The organism is Bacteroides sp. An51A, assembly GCF_002161565.1.
GTDB lineage: Bacteria > Bacteroidota > Bacteroidia > Bacteroidales > Bacteroidaceae > Phocaeicola > Phocaeicola intestinalis.
Genome location: NZ_NFIC01000007.1, coordinates 259794 through 281584 on the forward strand (window position 1 = coordinate 259794; position 21791 = coordinate 281584).

Annotated in this window: 23 protein-coding genes and 3 pseudogenes; 13 read left to right on the forward strand and 13 right to left on the reverse strand. The window is 41.7% G+C overall.

What is annotated here, in order from left to right; translation table 11 throughout:
- Positions 1–4 precede the first annotated feature (4 nt).
- Positions 5–427: a DUF2867 domain-containing protein gene (locus B5G04_RS15135; protein WP_013616434.1), complete on the forward strand. Its 423-nt coding sequence runs from the start codon at positions 5–7 to the stop codon at positions 425–427.
- A 72-nt stretch (positions 428–499) separates the two neighbouring features.
- Here the strand turns inward: B5G04_RS15135 and B5G04_RS15140 are convergent, their stop codons facing one another.
- The 5 genes from B5G04_RS15140 to B5G04_RS15165 all read right to left on the reverse strand — a co-directional run bounded on the left by B5G04_RS15140 (position 500) and on the right by B5G04_RS15165 (position 3092).
- Positions 500–754, reverse strand: a complete 255-nt coding sequence (locus B5G04_RS15140; RefSeq protein ID WP_013616433.1) for an LPD11 domain-containing protein — start codon at positions 752–754, stop codon at positions 500–502.
- A gap of 23 nt (positions 755–777) precedes the next feature.
- The gene (locus B5G04_RS15145; protein ID WP_072544739.1) at positions 778–1092 is read right to left on the reverse strand and encodes a hypothetical protein; all 315 of its coding nucleotides are present in this window, start codon (positions 1090–1092) and stop codon (positions 778–780) included.
- Between the two features lie 410 nt (positions 1093–1502).
- Complete coding sequence (locus B5G04_RS15155; protein ID WP_013616431.1) at positions 1503–2024, reverse strand: hypothetical protein; 522 nt, start codon at positions 2022–2024, stop codon at positions 1503–1505.
- Between the two features lie 11 nt (positions 2025–2035).
- Entirely contained in the window at positions 2036–2350 is a 315-nt protein-coding gene (locus B5G04_RS15160) for a hypothetical protein (protein ID WP_087397947.1), read from the reverse strand.
- A gap of 361 nt (positions 2351–2711) precedes the next feature.
- A complete protein-coding gene (locus B5G04_RS15165) occupies positions 2712–3092 on the reverse strand; it encodes a single-stranded DNA-binding protein (protein WP_087397948.1) in 381 nt (126 codons plus the stop codon).
- Between the two features lie 703 nt (positions 3093–3795).
- On the opposite strand from B5G04_RS15165, the gene B5G04_RS15180 reads away from it, so the two are divergent.
- The 4 genes from B5G04_RS15180 (at position 3796) to B5G04_RS15200 (ending at position 8398) form a co-directional block, all read left to right on the forward strand.
- Complete coding sequence (locus tag B5G04_RS15180; RefSeq protein ID WP_087396154.1) at positions 3796–4701, forward strand: IS982 family transposase; 906 nt, start codon at positions 3796–3798, stop codon at positions 4699–4701.
- A gap of 415 nt (positions 4702–5116) precedes the next feature.
- Positions 5117–6367, forward strand: coding sequence for a tyrosine-type recombinase/integrase (locus B5G04_RS15190; protein WP_087396923.1), 1251 nt, complete (start codon positions 5117–5119; stop codon positions 6365–6367).
- A gap of 4 nt (positions 6368–6371) precedes the next feature.
- On the forward strand, positions 6372–7352 hold the full coding sequence (locus tag B5G04_RS15195) for a tyrosine-type recombinase/integrase (protein WP_087397096.1): 981 nt from the start codon (positions 6372–6374) through the stop codon (positions 7350–7352).
- Between the two features lie 23 nt (positions 7353–7375).
- Positions 7376–8398, forward strand: coding sequence for a site-specific integrase (locus B5G04_RS15200; protein WP_087396925.1), 1023 nt, complete (start codon positions 7376–7378; stop codon positions 8396–8398).
- Positions 8399–8443: 45 nt separating this feature from the next.
- Here the strand turns inward: B5G04_RS15200 and B5G04_RS20580 are convergent, their stop codons facing one another.
- The 5 genes from B5G04_RS20580 to B5G04_RS15225 are packed head-to-tail and all read right to left on the reverse strand — an operon-like array spanning position 8444 to position 9831.
- Positions 8444–8692, reverse strand: coding sequence for a hypothetical protein (locus B5G04_RS20580; RefSeq protein WP_087397951.1), 249 nt, complete (start codon positions 8690–8692; stop codon positions 8444–8446).
- 15 nt (positions 8693–8707) lie between these two features.
- Positions 8708–8992: a hypothetical protein gene (locus B5G04_RS15210; protein ID WP_087397952.1), complete on the reverse strand. Its 285-nt coding sequence runs from the start codon at positions 8990–8992 to the stop codon at positions 8708–8710.
- A 10-nt stretch (positions 8993–9002) separates the two neighbouring features.
- A complete protein-coding gene (locus B5G04_RS15215; protein WP_087397953.1) occupies positions 9003–9332 on the reverse strand; it encodes a molybdenum ABC transporter ATP-binding protein in 330 nt (109 codons plus the stop codon).
- 15 nt (positions 9333–9347) lie between these two features.
- The gene (locus B5G04_RS15220; protein WP_087334759.1) at positions 9348–9527 is read right to left on the reverse strand and encodes a ribonuclease P; all 180 of its coding nucleotides are present in this window, start codon (positions 9525–9527) and stop codon (positions 9348–9350) included.
- A 10-nt stretch (positions 9528–9537) separates the two neighbouring features.
- Complete coding sequence (locus B5G04_RS15225) at positions 9538–9831, reverse strand: hypothetical protein (RefSeq protein ID WP_087397954.1); 294 nt, start codon at positions 9829–9831, stop codon at positions 9538–9540.
- Positions 9832–10769: 938 nt separating this feature from the next.
- Here B5G04_RS15225 and B5G04_RS15230 point away from each other — a divergent pair.
- The 3 genes from B5G04_RS15230 (at position 10770) to B5G04_RS15240 (ending at position 13846) form a co-directional block, all read left to right on the forward strand.
- Positions 10770–11681, forward strand: coding sequence for a helix-turn-helix domain-containing protein (locus B5G04_RS15230; RefSeq protein WP_087397955.1), 912 nt, complete (start codon positions 10770–10772; stop codon positions 11679–11681).
- A 92-nt stretch (positions 11682–11773) separates the two neighbouring features.
- Positions 11774–12880, forward strand: coding sequence for a site-specific integrase (locus B5G04_RS15235; protein ID WP_035449428.1), 1107 nt, complete (start codon positions 11774–11776; stop codon positions 12878–12880).
- Positions 12881–13078: 198 nt separating this feature from the next.
- Entirely contained in the window at positions 13079–13846 is a 768-nt protein-coding gene (locus B5G04_RS15240) for a mobilization protein (RefSeq protein WP_087397956.1), read from the forward strand.
- A 3-nt stretch (positions 13847–13849) separates the two neighbouring features.
- On the opposite strand, the gene B5G04_RS15245 is transcribed toward B5G04_RS15240, so the two are convergent.
- Both B5G04_RS15245 and B5G04_RS15250 read right to left on the reverse strand, forming a co-directional pair.
- Entirely contained in the window at positions 13850–14323 is a 474-nt protein-coding gene (locus tag B5G04_RS15245; RefSeq protein ID WP_087397957.1) for a hypothetical protein, read from the reverse strand.
- Between the two features lie 40 nt (positions 14324–14363).
- The gene (locus B5G04_RS15250; RefSeq protein ID WP_087394992.1) at positions 14364–15815 is read right to left on the reverse strand and encodes a transposase; all 1452 of its coding nucleotides are present in this window, start codon (positions 15813–15815) and stop codon (positions 14364–14366) included.
- 470 nt (positions 15816–16285) lie between these two features.
- On the opposite strand from B5G04_RS15250, the gene B5G04_RS15255 reads away from it, so the two are divergent.
- Together B5G04_RS15255 and B5G04_RS19435 are read left to right on the forward strand one after the other, a co-directional pair.
- Positions 16286–17773, forward strand: coding sequence for a protein kinase (locus tag B5G04_RS15255; RefSeq protein ID WP_158100103.1), 1488 nt, complete (start codon positions 16286–16288; stop codon positions 17771–17773).
- Between the two features lie 95 nt (positions 17774–17868).
- Positions 17869–18237: pseudogene (locus B5G04_RS19435) on the forward strand (IS4 family transposase); the annotation flags it as partial.
- A 35-nt stretch (positions 18238–18272) separates the two neighbouring features.
- Here the strand turns inward: B5G04_RS19435 and B5G04_RS15265 are convergent.
- Complete coding sequence (locus B5G04_RS15265; RefSeq protein WP_087395476.1) at positions 18273–19226, reverse strand: IS30 family transposase; 954 nt, start codon at positions 19224–19226, stop codon at positions 18273–18275.
- Between the two features lie 180 nt (positions 19227–19406).
- Here B5G04_RS15265 and B5G04_RS15270 point away from each other — a divergent pair.
- From B5G04_RS15270 to B5G04_RS15280, 3 genes and pseudogenes are all read left to right on the forward strand, one after another.
- Positions 19407–20483 (forward strand): annotated as a pseudogene (locus tag B5G04_RS15270) (transposase); the annotation flags it as partial.
- A gap of 187 nt (positions 20484–20670) precedes the next feature.
- The gene (locus B5G04_RS15275; protein ID WP_143270474.1) at positions 20671–21381 is read left to right on the forward strand and encodes a hypothetical protein; all 711 of its coding nucleotides are present in this window, start codon (positions 20671–20673) and stop codon (positions 21379–21381) included.
- Between the two features lie 103 nt (positions 21382–21484).
- Positions 21485–21731: pseudogene (locus B5G04_RS15280) on the forward strand (transposase); the annotation flags it as partial.
- Between the last annotated feature and the right edge of the window lie 60 nt (positions 21732–21791).

Here is a 21791-nt window from a genome sequence, read left to right on the forward strand (position 1 = left end):
TAAAATGGATTACATAGACAAATATTCGATAAGTGTATGTACGAAAAAGCAGATTACGGCACAGGAGGTGTACGACATGATTTTCTCCGACTATCCTCCTCTTGTAAGGTTGCTTTTCAATATCCGGAATAAAATTGTAAAAAGGTTCGGGCTGAAAGCCAGTAACGGCTTTAACGACCTTATAACGGAAAACTCCACCAATCACATACAAATTGAAAAAGACGACAGGCATCTATTTCTTGAAATCAAGATTGAGTGTGGCGAGCTGGTAAAATCGGAGCAGGCAATCAGTATCTGCACATCCGTTAAATTTCACAATGCTTTGGGACGGATATACTTCTTTTTCATAAAACCTTTTCATAAATTATTATGCCGCATGGCATTGAATAAAATAAAAATGTCAGAAGTGAATGTCGGTGGCCGATAAAAAAGGAGTTGAGATAGACCTCAGCAAATGCCGCAGCCGCCACCATCAGGACGGCTGCAGCTACTTTTCGCATCAGGCGACAGGCTCAAGCATTCTCTTTTGATAGTCGATAATTTCATCCATTGTCAGCCATTGCGGTTTCTCATCCTCCTTGAAACTGTCATGCAACAGTATCATGTACTCGATTTGTCGCTGTTCATCGCCAGCCCACAGGCGTTTTGGATTCCTGTTGCCATAGTTCAGATAATACTCGCAATCTGACTGCATTCGGGACAGGAGCATATAGCGAAACTTCTTGTCATGCTGTAAAACTTCTTCTTTTGTCATATCTTTTCTATTTTAATATCTGTTTAATCCGTTACTTCAAAAAAATAATTCAACTCGTCATCTTTCAGATTTTCGACCGCGTATAGGTCTGCCTGCTTCCATAGGTCATTGTAAAGTGCTGCGACTTCGGGGTGGCTCTTGTGATGCTGCCAAATCTTGTGATTGAGAACCAATACCAATTCGGTCAGAAACTTGTAGTTCTCATTCCACTCCTTGAAAGCACGGTTGTATGTGTCCCGGATAGCCGAAAGCCCAAACCGGTCGGCTATTGTGAAATCTTCCCAAAAGGTTGTCTGTACCGTGTAGCCGTTCTCGCTCATAAATTCTCTGAATGTCATAATGCTTCAATTTTAAGTTTGATTTTTTTCCCTCTGATACAATCCTGTACCGGAAGGCTGTTTATTTTTCTGCCCGAGGATTGGCGACCAGTCCAAGAACAAGGATGCTGCGAAAAATACGCTCGCCAGCGGAGACGGTGAGGAAGATTTTTCGCCAGCAAACAAGGAGGTCCTTGAGCGGACTGACAGGCGGCAATCGAAATTTGCAGAAACAATAGACGGCTTACGGTCCGGATTATAGAGGTAGGTGTACAGAGAATAATAGAAAAGGGAAAGATATATAAAGGTTAGTCCGGATGAGTCAGAACAGGTTGCCCGGCCCGCAAAAGGGTCTTTCATGCAGAATGAAAGGAATATGCCGCAACACATCCCATAGACGGCTGCGGCATTCATTGCCATGTTTGTCATTCTCACGCGGACTTTTTACGGTTTCTGGTCTTCCAGCCGTAAACATCGGCGACATACGGATAGAGGGAGCGGGTTCTCCGGCGAAAGCCTTCCTCGTCGATTTCCCCACTGTAGATTTTGGCGGCAATGCGTTCCGCTTCGTCCCTGTCTTTGGCTATACGGTACAAAACATAGTTTGTTCCGTCATGGTGAATCATGCGCCCCCGAATGTTGTAACCATCACCGTACCACTCGGCTTCATCACATTGGGAGTGCAATATGTCGGCGATATTGCTGCCCAGTATTTGGTAGCCTTGCCTCCGGCCATACCACAGCCCTAAATCGGCAAACACCATGATAACGCCGTCAATGTGCTTGTTCAAGTTATGCCGTTCGTCATCCAAATAGCCGTACACCTCGTCCGCCCATTCTTCTTCACTGACAATGTAAGTGTTGTCATCTTGCACCTCACGCTGAAATTCCTGGTATCTTTCTCTTGCATTATCATCCAACCTGTCCTCGCTCGACCAAATAATCTGTTTCATGTCTTTTAATTTTATAAGTTAATATTCTTCCTGTGCGGCTCAATTTTAACGAAGTCCCTATAGACACATTCGTGCTCTTTCCGGCAAAGTAAGCCGTTGGGTAGAATGTCATTGCCGTATACACAAACATGCACCGCTATTCTACTCTCTGTGTCAAGTAGTTGACAAAACTCTTTCCAGTGTTCAAATTGCGCTTTCGCCATTTCGACCAGAGTCTTTTTCCCTATATTGCCGACCCCATTTTCTTCCAACTGACACAGAACTTCTGCGTTTTCATTGTCGATGATTGCTTTTACCCATCCTTTGAAGCTGTAAATTGTCTCCATTTGATATGATTTTAATTGTTTGTTTTTCTTCCCTCTCTTCGGAGGTTTCGCCTCGTCCGACGGGATTTGATTTTATGTGCAGGATACAAGCCGGAAAGGAGGGAACAAGGCAAGGAGGAAGCGGACAGTCCATGACGATTGCATTTGTGTTCAAGAAGTATTGACGAGCTTGCGAGTTGATGGTTGTTAACCACAAATGTAGCCGCGCCTTGACGGTTCCAGCCCGGCTTAACTTTGCACAGGAAAATCAATGGACGGCGGGACCGGCATGGATGCAGTATAAAAGGAACAGGCTCGAAGAGAATAACAATGAGCATAAGAAAAGCGACCCGAAGGCCGCTTTTGACCGGGAAGCAGGAGGTTATTTTTTGCCCCGTTTCGGTTTCGCTGCCGGTTCCGCAGGAGCTTCCTCCTTTTCCGCTGCCGGGTAGAACTTGACAGCTACCATCGTGATGCTATTATGCTCGATGCCGTCTTTGTCTGTCCATCTTTCGGGCTTGAAATAGCCCTCCACGGTAAGCAAGGTACCTTTGGCCAGGTAGTCGAAAGACCCTTTGTTCTCGTTTTTGCGCCACGCTTCAAAATTCAGGAAAGCGGATATCCGGCTGGTCTGATCACCGGACTTCTCCTGACGGCCTACGGCCAGGGAGAAACGTGCTACACTTGCGCTGGTGAAACTGCGGATTTCAGCGTCCTTACCTACGAAACCTGTCACTGTGAATGTGTTCTCAATCTTTTTCATAATTCAATGCTTTTAGAAGTTAAACAAATCAATTTTACGATGCCCCAAAAAGTAGGTGCCGCAAAGGGATGCACCAAGGACTGCCAGCAAATACTCTTTATTTTTGGTCTCCCAAAACCGCAGGCCCGATAAAGGAAGATTTGTACAGCTGTGCATTGGTCAAGGCTTGTCAAGCCGCTCCCGACCGCATACTATCTTTGCGGCGGAAAATGATTGTGACTTCGGCCAAAAGCAGTAGTGAAAAAGTAGAACACGAAGCGACGGGCTTCGGAAGGACGTGTCCGCAAGACACAAGCAGGCACACTCTCCCCGTAGTGCCGGCATGAAGTCGGCAGGCCAGCCACACCCTTGACATTGAAGCGGCAAAAAGGAGCCAATGGCAGGCCAAAAAGCCCTGCGTGGAGGGTCATGACCGGAAGTTCGACAGCCGGCTTTGCGTAAAGCAGCCGGCAGGCGTCTGTTCCGGCTGCAATGGGAAGCAGGAGGCAGGCAGGAAAGCGGGCAGGAATACCCCCCCTGCGGGCAAAAGCATGAGGGTCGCTCCGCAGCGAATGGAATGTGCTATAAAAGGGTGTGGTGCAGCCAAAAGAAAATAAAAAAACGTGAGTTCGATGAAATATAAGTGTTTGAAGATTTGGTGATTAGCGAAAATTGCTGTAACTTTATAGTGCTAAAATACAAAGACTTACAAACAATAATCGCTATGATCACCGAGGACAAAGTTACAGAATTATTTTGTATGGCAGACGATTTCTGCAAGTTTTTTGATGCTATGATGAAGAAATACACATTGAAATCTGATAATAAGCGTGCTTATCACCGCGATTCAACCATGTCAAAGTCTGAAATTATGCTTATTATGATATTGTTTCATGACTCTGGTTATCGTTGCCTAAAGCATTTTTATGTAGAAAAAGTCTGCAAGCACCTTCGCCACCTCTTCCCCAAGGTTGTCTCCTACAACCGCTTCGTGGAACTTGAAAAGCAGGTTGCCGTCCCCTTGGCCTTATTTATAAAGAAGGTATTGCTGGGCAAGTGTACAGGCATAAGCTTTGTCGACAGCACTCCGTTGAGGGTGTGCAGGAACCAAAGGATACATATCCACAAAGTATTCAAGGGCATTGCGCAAAGAGGCAAATGTTCCATGGGATGGTTCTTTGGCTTCAAACTGCACTTGATTTGCAACGAGAAGGGCGAGATTTTGAATTTCATGATAACTCCAGGTGACGTAGATGACCGCAAACCGCTTGAGTACAAGGCTTTTGTTGAATTCATTTACGGAAAGCTCGTCGGTGACAAAGGCTATATCGGAAAGAATCTCTTCCAAAGGCTCTTTGTCGATGGCATACAACTTATCACAAAATTGAAAAGCAACATGAAAGGTGCGTTGATGAGTGTCTCAGACAAGCTTCTTCTCAGAAAGAGGGCTATAATTGAAACCGTGAATGACGAATTGAAAAACATCGCACAAGTGGAGCATTCAAGGCACAGGAGTTTTGAGAATTTCATAGTAAACATGCTTGGGGCAATTGCCGCTTATTGCGTGTTCCCTAAAAAGCCTTGCATCCATGTACAACGCACATTGGATACACAGCTTGCCTTATTCTAAATTCATCGAACTCACGTTAAAAAAGGAATCCCTGCCCCCGGAAAATAGCCATGATAAAAAGTATCGAAGGTACATATTCTCAATACGCCGTATTGAGAATATGACCTTGAATAATCCAGAAAATGCAATCCATCCTTACCTATACATATACAGCAAGGTCAGAAACGGGCAATCATGATGCGATGCTCGAAGACCTTGTTTTTATCGCTCGGTTTCCTCTGGCATATCCAATTATCAAAAGGTTTTGATAATTGGGTTTATCACAAGAAAAATAAAATCAAAAGTAAGTAATACTATTTTTTATAAATACTTGTTTTTCAGTGATACTTATGATAATCTTTATAGATAATATCACTCAAAATTCTTATTATTGCATTGGGTTGGCAAAGTCGCCATCCATTAAATATTTAGGATTATGCAAATAAAATCAGTAGCCCGTAAAGATTTGATTCCTTTTGCGGAAAAGGTTTTTTGTATCTACAAATTATCGGCAGAGCAGATAAGATGCTGTCTCAAAGGCTGTGCCTTTCTTTGCAGATACATGGAGTCACATGATGTATGTGAATATGTTCCCCAAATAGGCGAACAATGTATCAACGATTTATACGAGCAAAGTGTAAACAAGTACAGATGCAGACAAGTAATACCTGCTATTCAGGCATTAAATGCTTATATTGAAGGACAAAAAACTTTTGTTATCCCACAACATCCTCGATACCAATACAAGGATTACCCATTTCCGGGAGAAATCGGTTTGGCTGCGTTAGAGTTTATAAAAATTTACAGCGAGGAGAACCGTGTCCGTAAAGAAACGATTCGACAATACAGGTTTCAGCTGAATAACTTTTCAGTATTGATGGAAATGCGTGGAGTCACACTTTCTACATTGTCAGATACGGATATTTATGCTTTTATCAGTTCCCGGCATAATATACAGTCTGACCGTTTTTCTTCTTTAAGACGCTTCCTATCCTATCTTTTCACGGCAGGCAAAACGAATAGAGACTTGTCAGAACTCTTGTTTGGTATGGTACGTCAAAAAGGAACAAAACTTCCTTCTTATTACGAGAAAGAAGAAGTGCTGGCTATTGAAAATGCGGTCTGCAGAAGTAGCTGTAAAGGGAAAAGAGATTATGCCATGATATTGCTCGCTTCCAGATTGGGGCTGAGAGGGTCTGACATTGTTAATCTCAATCTTGACAATTTAGACTGGGAGAATAATGTTATACGATTGACCCAACAAAAAACTGGACAGGAAGTTGTCCTTCCTCTATTGACCGAAGTTGGAAATGCTTTGGCTGAGTATCTCCGTTATGTGCGCCCTCAATCGAATATTAAAACTGTCTTTTTGTCTCTAAACCCTCCAATCAGACCACTATCAATAGGAACTTTCAGATGTATTTTAGTGGAATATTTTCGGGAATCAGGTGTCAAATTCCAAGAAAAACACCATGGACCTCATAGCTTAAGACATAGTTTAGCATCACGAATGTTAGAAAATGGAATCTCAATGCCAGTTATTTCAGAAGTGCTTGGGCACAGTACAACCGAAACTACGCTTTCATACTTAAAGATTGATATTAATGCCTTGTTGCGGTGCTCCCTTTCCGTGCCTTCGGTTAGTGATGACTTTTATAATCAGAAAGGAGGGGTTCTATATGGTTAATCAAATGAGATATAATAGTGTGCTTTCTCCATATATGTATGCGTATATAAAGGAGAAAGAGGCAATCGGACATACTGTAACCCAGACCAAATGGTTTTTCCATGAATTAGATATTTATTTTCAACAGAACAATCTGACTTCTACACAGATTACCAAAGAATTGTATGATGGCTGGTATGAGTGGGCATCTGTTAATCGAAAACGTACCACAATACACACCAAGGTACTGATGATGACAGCTTTTCTTAAATACATGTGTACGGTCGGAAATGATTGCTACATACCGTATCCACATAAGAATCCCTCGTCAGATTTTATTCCCTACATCTTTTCACATGAAGAAATGGAAAAGGTCTTCAAAGAGTGCGACAGGCTAAGAATTGCAAGTCAATACCATTCACATACAATATTAATGGTGTTACCTTCATTAATAAGATTACTTTATAGTACAGGCTTGAGAATAAACGAAGCATTGAACATTCGGAATCGGGATATAAATTTTGACAGACATTTTATTGTCGTGGATAGCCTCAAAAACCATATTCAGCGTTTGGTTCCAATAAACGATAGCCTTGAAATTGTGCTACGACAGTATATAAGTTACAGGGACAGGCTATCCGTTCCAAACATTACTGCTCCGAACGGCTATCTGTTCGTTTCCGGTACGGGAAAAAGAGTCGGTTCCAGTACGGTAAGCCGTTGGTTTCATAAGATAATAATCAATGCAGGAATACCTTATATCGGAAACCATGACGGACCAAGGGTACATGACCTCCGTCATACGGCATGTGTTCATACAATGGTTAATATGGTTCGCAACGGGATGGACATATACTGTACGCTTCCAATTCTTGCAACTTTCATGGGACATAAGAATCCCATAAATACAGAACATTACTTAAGACTTACCCAAAGTATGTATCCGGAATTAATAAGCGAATTTCCAAACGTTACATCCGGTATATATAAGGGGCATGTATCGTAAAAAACATTTAATATTACACAAGAATGAATGAATATGAAGATTTTGCAAGGTGTGTAGAAAAATTTTTCATGGAGTACCTTGTTAAGGAACGTGGAACAAGTCATCATACGATACGTTCATATCGTGACACGCTTGTCTTGTTTATTACTTACATGCAGGACAAGGAGCATGTGAAAGCGGAGAACCTTTCATTTTATCATGTTAATCGAAAAACGGTTATAGGTTTTCTTAATTGGCTTCAGGATGAACGCCGGAGTTCCGCAAGCACCCGAAATCAAAGATATGCGGCAATCCGTTCTTTTTTCAGGTTCATGATTTACGAAGACCCAAAGCATATGTCACAATGGAAAGACATCTGTACCATACGGCTAAAAAGGGCTTCTAAGAAAAGTATTTCCTATCTCACGATTGATGCTGTAAAATATTTATTGGAACAAATACCCAAAGACACAAAACACGGGCGAAGGGATATGACATTGTTGGCTTTAATGTATCATACAGGAGCACGGGTACAAGAAATCATTGATTTAACCCCTGAATCTGTCAGAACATCAAAACCATATACTGTCGAATTATTGGGCAAAGGAAAAAAAAGGAGAATTGTTCCGATAGAGGACGGAATTATGCAATTATTAATGGAATACATGGAGGAACAGAACCTTAATTCGTTTTCAACCCAAAGCCGCCCCCTTTTCAGCAATTGCTGGGGAGAAAAGCTCACCTCTACGGGTATGACATACATATTGCAAAAGTACGTTTCTATAGCCAAAATAAAAAATGCGGAATTGTTCCCCGGTGTTGTAAGTCCTCATGTGCTTCGGCATTCCAGAGCAATGCACTTGTTGCAGGCGGGAGTTAATCTTATATACATAAGAGATATACTCGGACATGTTTCAATACAGACTACTGAAATTTATGCAAGAGCGGATTCTAAGCTAAAAAGAGAAGCATTAGAAAAGGCGTATGAAAATATAGGAACCCCCACAATAGAGAAGTCTTGGGAAAAAGACCCTAAACTGAAGGCTTTCCTGAAAGGGCTTATTTAATACTAATAAAATCAAAAGTGGAAAATAAAAGAGTTTGTTTGTGAATCAGTCGTTTATGCAAACAAGTTCAATACCACTTTTGATTTTATTTTTCTTGTGATAAATCCAAAGATGATGTGCCCCAAAGCCGTATGTGAAATACTCGTCAAACCTGGTCTTTTTCTTTAGACGTTCCATACTTGTGCGAAGTTCAGCTTCATTACACGAAAAGAGAATCGTGTTCATAATTATAAAATACAGGTTTATCACTTCGTCGCAATAGGGGCAGAAGATATGTTCTATCGTTATATTCATGGCTATTTATTTTGATTAAGACTTTTCAGGAGCATTGTTTATAATAGCTTTTCCTTTAGAATTATATACCTCGATTGTCGGACAGCCGCCATTTTCGTCCGGGAACATACATTCCGATGTGTCGGCCAACGCACGCCATTCGTCGTAACACAAACGGCTGTCAATGATATTAGAAACATCCTCACACTTCCATGAACGGACAATGGCTTCCGCATCTTTGTAGCTTGCCGCTTCCACCGTGAAATAATCACGTTCCCAACTTGTAACCTTACGGTCTTGATAAAATTGATATTTTCCCATTATTCCTGTCTTATTTTAATTCTACAATAGTTTCAATTCTGCCGTAAAGAGCTGAGCGCAAAGCTGTTTTATCGACGGCATAACACTCGAAAATATGGCCGTATTGTTTGACGAAATATCGTTTGAGCACATCAGAGAAGTTAAAGTAATAACCCCTTAATGCGATACCTCTATTGAAATAGGTTCCATTTCTTACTTCTCGTGTAATCCAATTCTTATCTTCACGGCTCAACTTGCCGCCATTATTGAGGCTCTCACGAAGTTTGTACGCACGACTGTTCTGCAATGTCTCCAGTGCAGGCACTTCCCACTGGACAAATTTTTTTGCTATCGGTGTCATAAGTATATTTTTAGGTTATTCATAAATGATTACTTCATCCCGGTACTCGGATATTTCTTTGCCACTGGTCAGGGAGACAATGATTCTATCACCATAATCGCCGACAACAGTTCCCTCCGTATAACCCTTGTACGGGTTAAGCAAGGTACAGCTCTTACCTATGATGTCGGACTGTTCTTCATTATTCTCGTACATAAGACTGTCTTTACTTGATTTTCCATTCATCGTTTGAAAATGTCCTAAAACTCACATACTCATTTGAAAGCTCATAAGAATGTATGCTAATGTAAATTTGCTTTGGAGCTTCCAATAAAGAAATAAGTTCATTCATCTCTTTTTCCGGACACTCCCATTTGGAGTAAAACTCGCTCTCGACACATTGTCCATGTCTCGCAATGTAGTTATCACAGAAATTCTCTTCTATGAACTGTTCAATCGTAATAAGGTCTTTTTCGTTCTCCGTCTGTGCGAAGAAATTGTTTGTTGCGTAATTTGCCATAATCTCAATATTTTAAGTTTTTTGTCTTCCCTCTGGTAGCATCCGCTACTTTCGGGCTTGATAAAATTTTGGCGCAACAAAAGGTGTCATGGAACATTCCGGCAAGGTTTCGCAGCAAAATACAACCTCAGTGAAACCGAGGTGGAGATTTTGGTAAGAATCGGCAGACTTGACCTTGTGAACAATGTGGCATGACATATACCTTCGCGACATAATTCTTATCAGGAAGGCCGAAAGTCGGTGTGCGGAGTATCGGAAGATGCTTCCCGTATAAAAGAGGGGTGCAGCGAAAAAATAAAAAGGGAAAAGAGAGTTTATTTCTTTTGGCTGCAAAAATCGTTTAGTTTAGAACTTGATAAGATATACAAAAACCAAACTAAACTTCTATTTTTTTCAATCAGATTTAAGTTTTGTCCCCAGGGACAAAATTAGTAATGAACGGGGGACAAAATTGCTTTAAGTAATATCAGAGATTTTTAACTTTACAAAAAAAATCAGTTGAATCAAACAGGACTGAAGAGCCAATTTCAATGTCTATACTTGTTCTTTTTTGCATTTTTTACCCCAATTTTTGTCCCCAGTTTGTCCCTTAACAAACACATATACATATATAAATCGTTGATATAAAATAAATTATTAAAATATAGCACTTTCTGCATCGGTAAGTAAATACTTGATTATCAAATAGTTAAATTGATTATAATCGATTAATATGGCGCTCTTTACGGGCGCCTTTTTTGTTGCTCAAGTATCGTTGATAATCGTTGCTAAGCCTTTTTACGCCATTTTTTGTACCTCCTGTGTACCTCACCACGAAAATACGAGGATTATCGTTGGCAAGGTCGTGGAGAATGTTGACTATGGTTGACAATAGTTTACGATGGTTGACAAAAAACAGGAGAAATGAAGGAGAATTAACCCCTAAATATTAAGTAAAAATGGCAACTAGTAACTTTAGAATTAAAAAGATTTGTGAGTGGTGCGGTAAAGAATTCGAGGCTCAGAAAGTTTCTACAAGGTTCTGTTCACACAGGTGTGCAAATTTTGCCTATAAACGGGCCATACGCAAAAAACGAGTGCAGACAACAGAGTCACAAACTCAAGTTCAGAAAACTGAACGCATCATTGAAGACATTAAGGAGAAGGAATATCTTTCCTTTTCAGAAACAGGACGTCTGTTAGGTCTATCTCGCCAAGCTATCTATACCATGGTAAAGGCAGGTCACCTTAAAGCGTCTAAAATTAGCAGTAGGCTTTCATTTATCAGGAGGACTGATATTGATGCTATGCTTCAAAATAAGCCTTATCAATATCGAATGCCCAAAGATACAATCCCTATCACAGACTTCTATACCACCAATGAGATTAAAGAGAAATTCGGTGTCAAAGATTCCTGGATATTTCATATAGCTAAAGAGCATAATATACCCCGGACATTTAACCGTGGTAAAACCTATTGGAGCAAAAAGCATATTGATGACTACTTTGCAAAGAAAGCTCCCGATCCTGAAATCAAGGAATGGTACAGCACGCAAGATATGCAGGAGAAGTTCGGCATGACATTAACGGCCATCTATTCTTTTGTATCAAAGAATGCCATTCCCAAAAAGAAAGTCGGCATCATGGTGTACTACTCCAAGAAACATGTGGACATTGCCAAAGGCCTCATAGCTCCCGAAGAACCTAAATACTACACCATTGCCGAAGCGATGGAGCGATTCAATCTGACACGAGACCAACTCTACCATTATGTGAAATACCATAATATTCCCCGTATTAAGGTCGGTAAATATACCAAGATCCTGCGGGCAGAGCTGGACAAGTTTTTTGAGCCTCCAAAGATAGAATGAGGCAAAAGTTATTTTCCGGTGATATATACCACCATTAGAACACCTATTTTATTTGCAACAAAAACAAGTATTAATCAAAAAACAATATAGCTATGACACTTACATGCACCAACGTAACACTGAGACAAAAACCATTGCGTAACGACCGCATATCTCTTTATCTGGATTATTACCCGGCCATCCGCAATCCTTACACGATGAAGATGAGCCGCCGGGAATTCCTCGGCATCTACATTTATGCCAAGCCCAAGAACGAGCAGCAAAGAATGTTCAATCAGGATATGCTGAACAAGGCAGAGGCAATCCGCTGTATCCGTGTCCAGTCGCTTATCAATGAAGAATTCGGGTTCCTGGATAAGAACAAACAAAAGGTAGATTTCCTCGCCTATTTCCGGACTAAAGCACGAGAAAAGTACGAGAAATGGGATTGCGTTTACAATCACTTCGAGAAATTTGTCGGCGGTAAATGCACCTTTGGCGATGTCACCGTAGAACTTTGCGAGAAGTTCAGGGATTACCTGCTCAAATGCAAACAGATCAATCATCCCAATGCTTACATCTCACGAAATTCGGCAGCCGGCTATTATTCAACTTTCCGAGCCTTGTTGAAAATAGCCTATAAAGAGAAGATGCTGCGTGAGAACTTGAACGACTTTTTGGAAAAGATTGAATGGAAAGAGGTCAAGAAAGAGTATCTGACACTTGATGAAGTCAAGAAATTGGCAGCTACGCCATGCAAGATTCCAGTCTTGAAACAGGCCTCCCTGTTTGCCTGCATGACCGGTCTCCGTATCAGTGATATTCTGAAGTTGGACTGGCGTGATTTTGAAGTCGGCCCGGATCAAGGCTACTACATCCGTATCTGCACCGAAAAGACAGAAACAGAAGCCACCCTCCCCATCAGTCAGGAGGCACTGGAGTTGTGTGGCGAATGGGGCACCGGAAAAGTCTTCAAAGGCTTAACCCGTTCCATGACCCATCATCCCTTGAAACAGTGGATTGCCGAAGCCGGAATCAGAAAACACATAACCTTCCACTGCTTTCGTCATTCATACGCCGTCATCCAAATCTCTTTAGGTACAGACATTTACACAGTGTCGAAGATGCTAACGCATAAGAATGTCACCACTACTCAAATCTATGCTGATTTGGTCAATTCCAAGAAGCGAGAGACGGCGAATAAGATTTCGCTGAAATAAGTATAAAGTTCTGTAACGTAAGAAGAGTCCGACATGGGGTTAAAAACTAGTCGGACTCTTCTTTTTTATTCTATTGTGGCATAGATGGTATAGAAATAAGTACCATATCGAGGACAAATGCTGCCACTTTCCTGGATTTATAACATGGTATCTATGAAATGACATATATTTGCGCACAAACAATTAGCAAATATCACTATGAATCAGAAAAGTATAGAACATATAGCACTCTATTCCCTTGTATTGGTAGGTACTCTTGTTGTTGGCGTTTTAGCTCGGCAGTTTGTTTTATCCAAAGGTGTTGACGATTTCAGTAGCAGTGTTGCATTTTTTGCAACAGTAATTGTCTTGATGGCGATCTATGCCAGTTTACAGACAACTTTTAATCAGTTCCTGCTACCACGCATAGAAGCTTTTCTATTGCGTTTCTCTGCTTTTCAAACGATGAAAAATTACAATGATACCGTTTCTGAACCGGAAGCCCTTACAATTGAAGATTCAAATCAGGCTATTCCCAATATCATAGACCCTGCTTCTGCCGCTGAAGAAACAATCTCTGAACCTTCAGAATATGAAGTTATGCGAACCAATTCTATCGCAAAAATGAATCGTGCTATTCAAAGCAAATTGGAAAAGGTCATTAGTTATACGAAGCAAACAATGGTTGCCTATATGAGTGAAGAAGATCTCAACCGTCTATGCACATACGTTACAGAATATAGTACAAGCGATACCTTACAAAAGGTATCGCCCGTAAAGGTTGACTCACAACTTAAAAGCATTGACATTATGCACTTTGGTTGGAATATTGGCAAGGCTTTTGGCAGAAAGCGTATTCATACTGCTACCCTAATCAAGAATGTTTTTGCCCATACCCTTCGCGACCTGGAAATCTCAACTATTGAACGTAAAATGTCACACACAGAATCTGGATGTAAAATCAGACTAAATCTGAATATTACATGAAACTTATTCCAATATTCCTAATTTCCTTATTTTTCTAGTTCCCTTCATTTCTTTTGAGTTTGAATCATAAATCATTAAATCTGGAATATAATTAGCAGGTGAATTATAATGTATCCTCTTCCATTCACTATTTTTTATAGGATGATACCACTGATTAATAATATATACATCGAAAACTGGTGGATGGAAATTTATTTCATTCATCATATTTTCAAATCCTAATTCTAATTCTGCTAGCTCTGAAGTTATGATTTTCTCTACTACATTTATATCTGTTTTATTAGGTACAACATTGGAAAATTTACCAATCCATATAGAATAATCGCTATGTTCTATTTCTTTAAAATGATGATCCCTATCTTTTAGTCTTCTATATACGCATCTAATAGTTTGTCCACAATAATAAGAAAATTTTCTAGCGTATTTTCTTTTTCCTTGCAACAAGTACAAATTAAAATTTTCATTATTATTCTCCAACCATTTCTTTTCCCAATTATATAATTCAAGTTTCGCAAGTTCAACTTGCAGGTTTTAATCTATAAATGTCGCAAATATGTTTCATATCTTCCTCCCTGTTGATGATAGCCTGATAGATATCTTCATCAGTCAATCCGAAGAGTTCCGCAACCGCAATGACCAGTTCTTGCATGACGCCCCATATCCTTTCCGCAACGGACAGTTCCAAAGAATCCTTGGTTACGTCTTCAAAGAGCTTTCCCATGGTCTCGTAGGCTGCAAACCTCTTCACTAAGGAAAGGATGTTGTATTGCAAAGCCGTCAGGGATGTCGCCGCGATTTGCGAGGCGAAGTTGCCGGCCTGGCATTTGCCCAGCCCCAACAGCCCCTTCGCTTCCTTGAACACGACTTCCAAAGACCACCTTTGGGCATAAATCCGGTACGCTTCAAGGAACTCAAGCCGTATGTCCGTGGTCATCAGGCCGTTCCATGCGCCCCGTTTGCTTCTCCTGACAAAGTACAGGCGTACCTTGGTATCCGCAAAGGTCACGTCCGCCACGATGTAATAGCAACGCAGTCTCCTGCTGTACTTCCGCCTGCCTTGCCTGTTAAGGTGCCTGATCAAGGCCGGCGCGGTATAAGGCTTCCCGTCCAGACAGTATTTTGTCCTGCTGTTTTCTCCCACCTTGATCATGCCCAGGTAATCGCACCTGACGTGGCGGGAGCGGATGAACCGGATGACATCCTTGCAGGCGAACCAGCTGTCTGCCAGCACATACCTGAACCTGACCCCTTTGCGGATGGCGCGTCTTATCATGGCAATCATCAGGTCGGTTTTCTTTGCCGTGTATTCACCGATACGCTCCTGCAAGGCGTCGCCGCTGTCACGTCCTTTGGTGAAACGTCTTGCGAGCTCTTCATCGGACATCCCGAACTTTCCATCCTTTCCTTTTTCACCCAGCAGTGCAAAATCCAGAAGCATTTGGGTTGTCCCGTCCGTGACGGCAAGGAACAATGCCTTGAAACCGAGGATGCACCTGTGATGGACATGGGAAAACACCCTGCCGATGTTCTCCATGCGCCGTCCCGTCTTGGGATAGTCCGTGTCATCGACTATCAGACAGACCGTGCCTTCCTTGCGCCCGGAGCGGAGTCTGATCTTCGACCAAAGCTGGAGGGTGAGGTGATAGACGGACTTCCGCCAGTTTATCTTGGGATTACTCATGAAACGGTAGAACACGTCTTTCTTGCATCCCAGCAAGCCGCTTAAGGAAGACCCGGTGAAACGATAAGGGTTACGGACCATGAAACACGGGTACAACAGCAAAGCCTGGAACACCTGCAACAACGGATACACATTGTTGCACTTGCTCTTCATGCCGAACAAGGTGGATTCATTCATTCTTAACCATTTGATAACGTCCAGTATGGAATACATCGCTTTATGCGCGTCATTTTTTCTAAAAAATGCGCTGATTTCTGAAAGAAAGTCTGTAACTTTGTGCAAGGGCATAGGGCTGAGTAATGTTTTGATTTGCAACTATAAAATTACTCATTTTCTGCGATATGTGGAAATCCCTGTGCCTCTTTTATATCCCAAGAAGAAGGTTATCTATTAACTTGCGAAACTTGAATTAATTAAATGTTGCAATAACATACTCTCCTCGCTTCCCATAAGAACAGCGCGCTCAGGGTGAGTCTTTTATTTTCTAGTGGTATATTGGGGGTAGTGATGATTTTAAATATTTTTCCTGAATTAAAAATGCAGAGCTAGAGACTATGTCAAAATTATGGGAAAAGCTCCGTCTTGATGGTCATTCTTTGCACACTTGGTGTTATGGTCAATCACTACTACCATTGGGCAGTGGTTGAAGGTGTCCGTTTTGTGATGCTAGACATGGAGCGCAATGGAATCATACAATATAATTATGATTGAAATATTACCTGAAATGGGGTTAAGGGAACATTATGTTTATTATCACTATGTATAGTTTGAAAAGTATTAAAGAGAAAATTATTAAAGATCTAAAAGTAAAGTGGAGTATGCTCATCAAATATAAAAATCAAATAAATTCTCTAAATATTGGACAATCATATGTAGATATATATGATGTAGATATGAAATCCTCTTTAGGATCTGGAGGAGCTGCTAAAGTCTTTAGATGCAAGCGTAAAAGTGATGGACAAGAATTTGCTATTAAGTTTCTCTATGAGAAAAATCAAGATAAAATATCACGATTCAAAGATGAAATCAAAGTGATGCGTATGTGTGCGAGAAAGGGCATAGAGGGGGTTATGCCAATCATTGATTTTAATATTGATGAGTGTTGGTATGTGATGCCAATAGCTAGAAGCATAAGTGACGAAATTAAGGATTGGAAGAAGAAAATAGAAAAAGCACTTCCGAAAGATATGTATAAAGATGATATTGTGAAATTTGCAGTTGAAGCATTCCGCAATTTCGCTATAACTTTATCGCAAGTTCATAAGTTTGGTTATACTCATCGTGATATTAAACCTAAAAATTTATATCGGTTGGATGATAAATTTCTAATTGGAGATTTCGGTATTGTAGATATCCCAGACAGCGATCATCAAACAAAGAAAGGTGATAAATTGGGAGCTTGGAATACTATAGCCCCAGAGGTGTTAAGGGATGCAAGTAAAGCTACGCCAGCCGCAGATGTATACTCTTTGGCTAAGTCATTATGGATGTATTTAGCCACAGATGAAGATGGGTTTGATGGAAGATATGATGTTGAATATAGTTCTATCAGCCTTCATGATATCCAGCAGTATAGAGGTAAATATCTTGTAGAAATAGATGATTTTCTTCATGATGCAACACAAGAACAACCGAGGAAACGACCGAATATGGATGATTTGATTGCAGCCTTGGATTCCTGGGAAAGATCTGATGGTGATTTACGTCTAAGAAATATACAAGAATGGAATTTCATATATAAAATTCTCTTTAGAGGCATGAAACCGGTTCATACTGTCCTTACAGAAAGAGAAGATATTGTAAAGACTCTAAATGCTTTATCGAGATATGGCGTATTGAATTATTCCATGTTGCCTTCTAGAGGCGGTCTAAAGCTGGAAGGAGCGAGCATTGCACCTGAAGAAGGGTGTATTTATCTGGACTACCAATTTACTTTTATTTGTAAGCCAAAACGTTTAGTAATCAGAAGTTTTGTTGGAGATGAATTGTGGAATTATTTCTATCTTGAATTTGATAAACTTCCTTTTATTTTTGAAGATCGAATTAGTGAAGAATTGATTGAAGATAAGCCGGCTCATTACATCGATGCTAAGAATTGGATCTATCGAGTATATGATTATGACACAGGCGAACCATTACCAGTTGATGCAAAACGTGTAGAAAGGTATTGTCATGGAGCTATAGTCTTTGTCGCTAAGCGTAGTTTTTATAACTCAATAATTCAAGTTTCGCAAGTTAATAGATAACCTTCTTCTTGGGATATAAAAGAGGCACAGGGATTTCCACATATCGCAGAAAATGAGTAATTTTATAGTTGCAAATCAAAACATTACTCAGCCCTATGCCCTTGCACAAAGTTACAGACTTTCTTTCAGAAATCAGCGCATTTTTTAGAAAAAATGACGCGCATAAAGCGATGTATTCCATACTGGACGTTATCAAATGGTTAAGAATGAATGAATCCACCTTGTTCGGCATGAAGAGCAAGTGCAACAATGTGTATCCGTTGTTGCAGGTGTTCCAGGCTTTGCTGTTGTACCCGTGTTTCATGGTCCGTAACCCTTATCGTTTCACCGGGTCTTCCTTAAGCGGCTTGCTGGGATGCAAGAAAGACGTGTTCTACCGTTTCATGAGTAATCCCAAGATAAACTGGCGGAAGTCCGTCTATCACCTCACCCTCCAGCTTTGGTCGAAGATCAGACTCCGCTCCGGGCGCAAGGGCAGAGTCAACCAGCGAGTGCAACATTACGAAATATTTTTGAAAAAGACCTCAGCCGGAGTCAAGAAATTGAGTTTTTCTCTCGGTCTGGCATTAATTTTCTTCCTGATCTTGGTTATTTTTCCTTCTGTAACCGTACTGATGTCGGTTCCTTTCGGGATATATTGCCGTATCAGCTTGTTGCCGTTTTCTATGGCTCCTTTCTGCCATGCGCAATAGGAATCGGCAAAATACACGGGCACGTTGAGCTTCTTGGTTATCCATTCATGCTCGGCGAACTCACTGCCGTTGTCCGTGGTGATGGACTTCAAGGCCTCTCCCTTGTATGGCAGCAGCAACCTCCACACGGTTCTTGCCACAGGCTTCGCTTTCTTCCCGTGCTTGAGCCTTTCCATCAACAGGAAGTTCGTGCTCCTTTCCGTCAGCGTGAGGATGGCGTTGCTGTCCTTGTCCACGATGAGGTCCATCTCCCAGTCCCCGAAACGTTTGCCGTCGGCTTCCGCCGGACGCTCGTGTATGCTCACACGGTTACGGATGTTCGTGGCCTTAGTCTCATGACGGTGTGAGGCCTTGCGCTTGTATTTCATCTTATGCCGGCAATGGGAAGCCAGTTCCCCGCTTTCGTCCTTGCGGATGAGGGCGTAAATGGCTTCATGGGAGACGTTTATACCCTCCAGCTTCAAACGTCCGGATATCTGCCGGGGAGACCACTGCTCGTTTTTTATGAACTCAATGATGCGCCATTGCAGCACATCATCCAGCCCCCTGTTGCCGGGCGTATGACACCGGCGGGATTCTGCCATGTCATGCGCCTTGTTCCATACATACTTGCCGCTCGGCGTGGAGTTACGCTTTATCTCACGGCTTACCGTCGATTTGTGGACTCCTATGGAACGAGCAATCATTTCCAGAGTCTCACCCTTTTGTCGTCCCAGGTAAATTGCGTACCTTTGCTCACGGGTTAAGTGCTTATACTTCATAGACAATACAAAAGTAATTAATCCGTGGGAGACAGAGGTCTCCCTTTTTTATTTTGTATTGCCGGATGACCCTGATTCCGGGCTTCCACCGCCTTCCTCCGCCCTTTCCGCTACGCTCCAAGGACGGAGGAAGGCGGTGGCGGAGTTGCACTTCTAACTTGACGGTGGGGCTCCGGGCGCAAGGAAGGCACGGTCTGTCTGATAGTCGATGACACGGACTATCCCAAGACGGGACGGCGCATGGAGAACATCGGCAGGGTGTTTTCCCATGTCCATCACAGGTGCATCCTCGGTTTCAAGGCATTGTTCCTTGCCGTCACGGACGGGACAACCCAAATGCTTCTGGATTTTGCACTGCTGGGTGAAAAAGGAAAGGATGGAAAGTTCGGGATGTCCGATGAAGAGCTCGCAAGACGTTTCACCAAAGGACGTGACAGCGGCGACGCCTTGCAGGAGCGTATCGGTGAATACACGGCAAAGAAAACCGACCTGATGATTGCCATGATAAGACGCGCCATCCGCAAAGGGGTCAGGTTCAGGTATGTGCTGGCAGACAGCTGGTTCGCCTGCAAGGATGTCATCCGGTTCATCCGCTCCCGCCACGTCAGGTGCGATTACCTGGGCATGATCAAGGTGGGAGAAAACAGCAGGACAAAATACTGTCTGGACGGGAAGCCTTATACCGCGCCGGCCTTGATCAGGCACCTTAACAGGCAAGGCAGGCGGAAGTACAGCAGGAGACTGCGTTGCTATTACATCGTGGCGGACGTGACCTTTGCGGATACCAAGGTACGCCTGTACTTTGTCAGGAGAAGCAAACGGGGCGCATGGAACGGCCTGATGACCACGGACATACGGCTTGAGTTCCTTGAAGCGTACCGGATTTATGCCCAAAGGTGGTCTTTGGAAGTCGTGTTCAAGGAAGCGAAGGGGCTGTTGGGGCTGGGCAAATGCCAGGCCGGCAACTTCGCCTCGCAAATCGCGGCGACATCCCTGACGGCTTTGCAATACAACATCCTTTCCTTAGTGAAGAGGTTTGCAGCCTACGAGACCATGGGAAAGCTCTTTGAAGACGTAACCAAGGATTCTTTGGAACTGTCCGTTGCGGAAAGGATATGGGGCGTCATGCAAGAACTGGTCATTGCGGTTGCGGAACTCTTCGGATTGACTGATGAAGATATCTATCAGGCTATCATCAACAGGGAGGAAGATATGAAACATATTTGCGACATTTATAGATTAAAACCTGCAAGTTGAACTTGCGAAACTTGAATCAATAAGTCAAACAACTGACGGAAGACATGCCGATTGTTCCGAAGAGGACTTCTATTCTTACATTTGTTCAATGCGTAATGATTATTATTCAATTTTGAGCGAAGAAGATATTACACTTATACGAAATAAGTATTCTCAAAATCCTTTCAAACTGGATAGGACATTGGGTATGGATTTACTTGAAATAGACACCTCTCATGATGGAGATTTAATTAAAAGTCATTATGACGAAATCAATTTTGTAGATTTACTAGTTGAAGAATCTAAAGCATCTGTAAAATATTGCTTTAAACTCAACTTAATGGAATCTAGAGGATTACTTGACGATTTTTCTATTGATTATTTTCTATGCAAAGATGGCCGGGTGAAAAAAGTAAAAAATGACTCGGAAGAGATATACTATATTTACGGAAGAGAGAATGCAATTAATCTTAATAAAAGGCTGCGCAAAAGACTTGAAGAGTATAGTATAGCAAATGGGCAAGAGTATAAGACTTTAGATGCATACTTTTATCCATATTTATTTTTGGTAGAAGTCCCTAAGCATATCTTTAATTACAAGGAATTAAAATATGTAGTTATGGCAGCAGATGACCGACATGATAATTATGTCGTTATCAATGAGTCTGGTTATGTTGAAGTCGTTGAAGATGATTATGAGTTTTATCCAGTCAGAAGTGGAATATTAACCTCATACAACGGATATGTCGGAAAGTATTCTAATGGCATATTTGCGAAAGAATTTACCAAGACCTTTTTGGCACTTTGGCTAACATATTTAGAGACTAAGAAGGGCGTAACAAGTGACACAGATACTAAGTACGAGCAACTGTCTCCAAAAGAGATTAAAGATTTAATAAAAGGGATTATTAATAGTTAGTATATTGAATTCAAAATCAAATTCTTCTTTCATAAAAAAACTGTGTTAGCAAAGTTAATATTTTATTTTACTCTTTGTTGACACAGTTTAATTTACATCCTCGTCCTGGCAGGACAATTGGGATAAACTGTCCGAATACTTCCAGTACACTCCGGCTATCCGTAAGCTTATATATACTACAAATACCGTTGAAGGATATCACCGCCAGCCCCGTAAGGTAACAAAAAAATAAGGGCGTGTTCCCGTCGGATACGGCCCTTGAAAAACTGGTTTATCTTGCATACCGCAATATACGGAAGAAGTGGACCATGCCACTTGCCAATTGGGCTACTAGTAAGCACTCAATTTAGGGCATCCCCCTTTGAAAGGGCACTTTTGAGTGCCCTAAACCGAGTTTTGTTAATTAATTA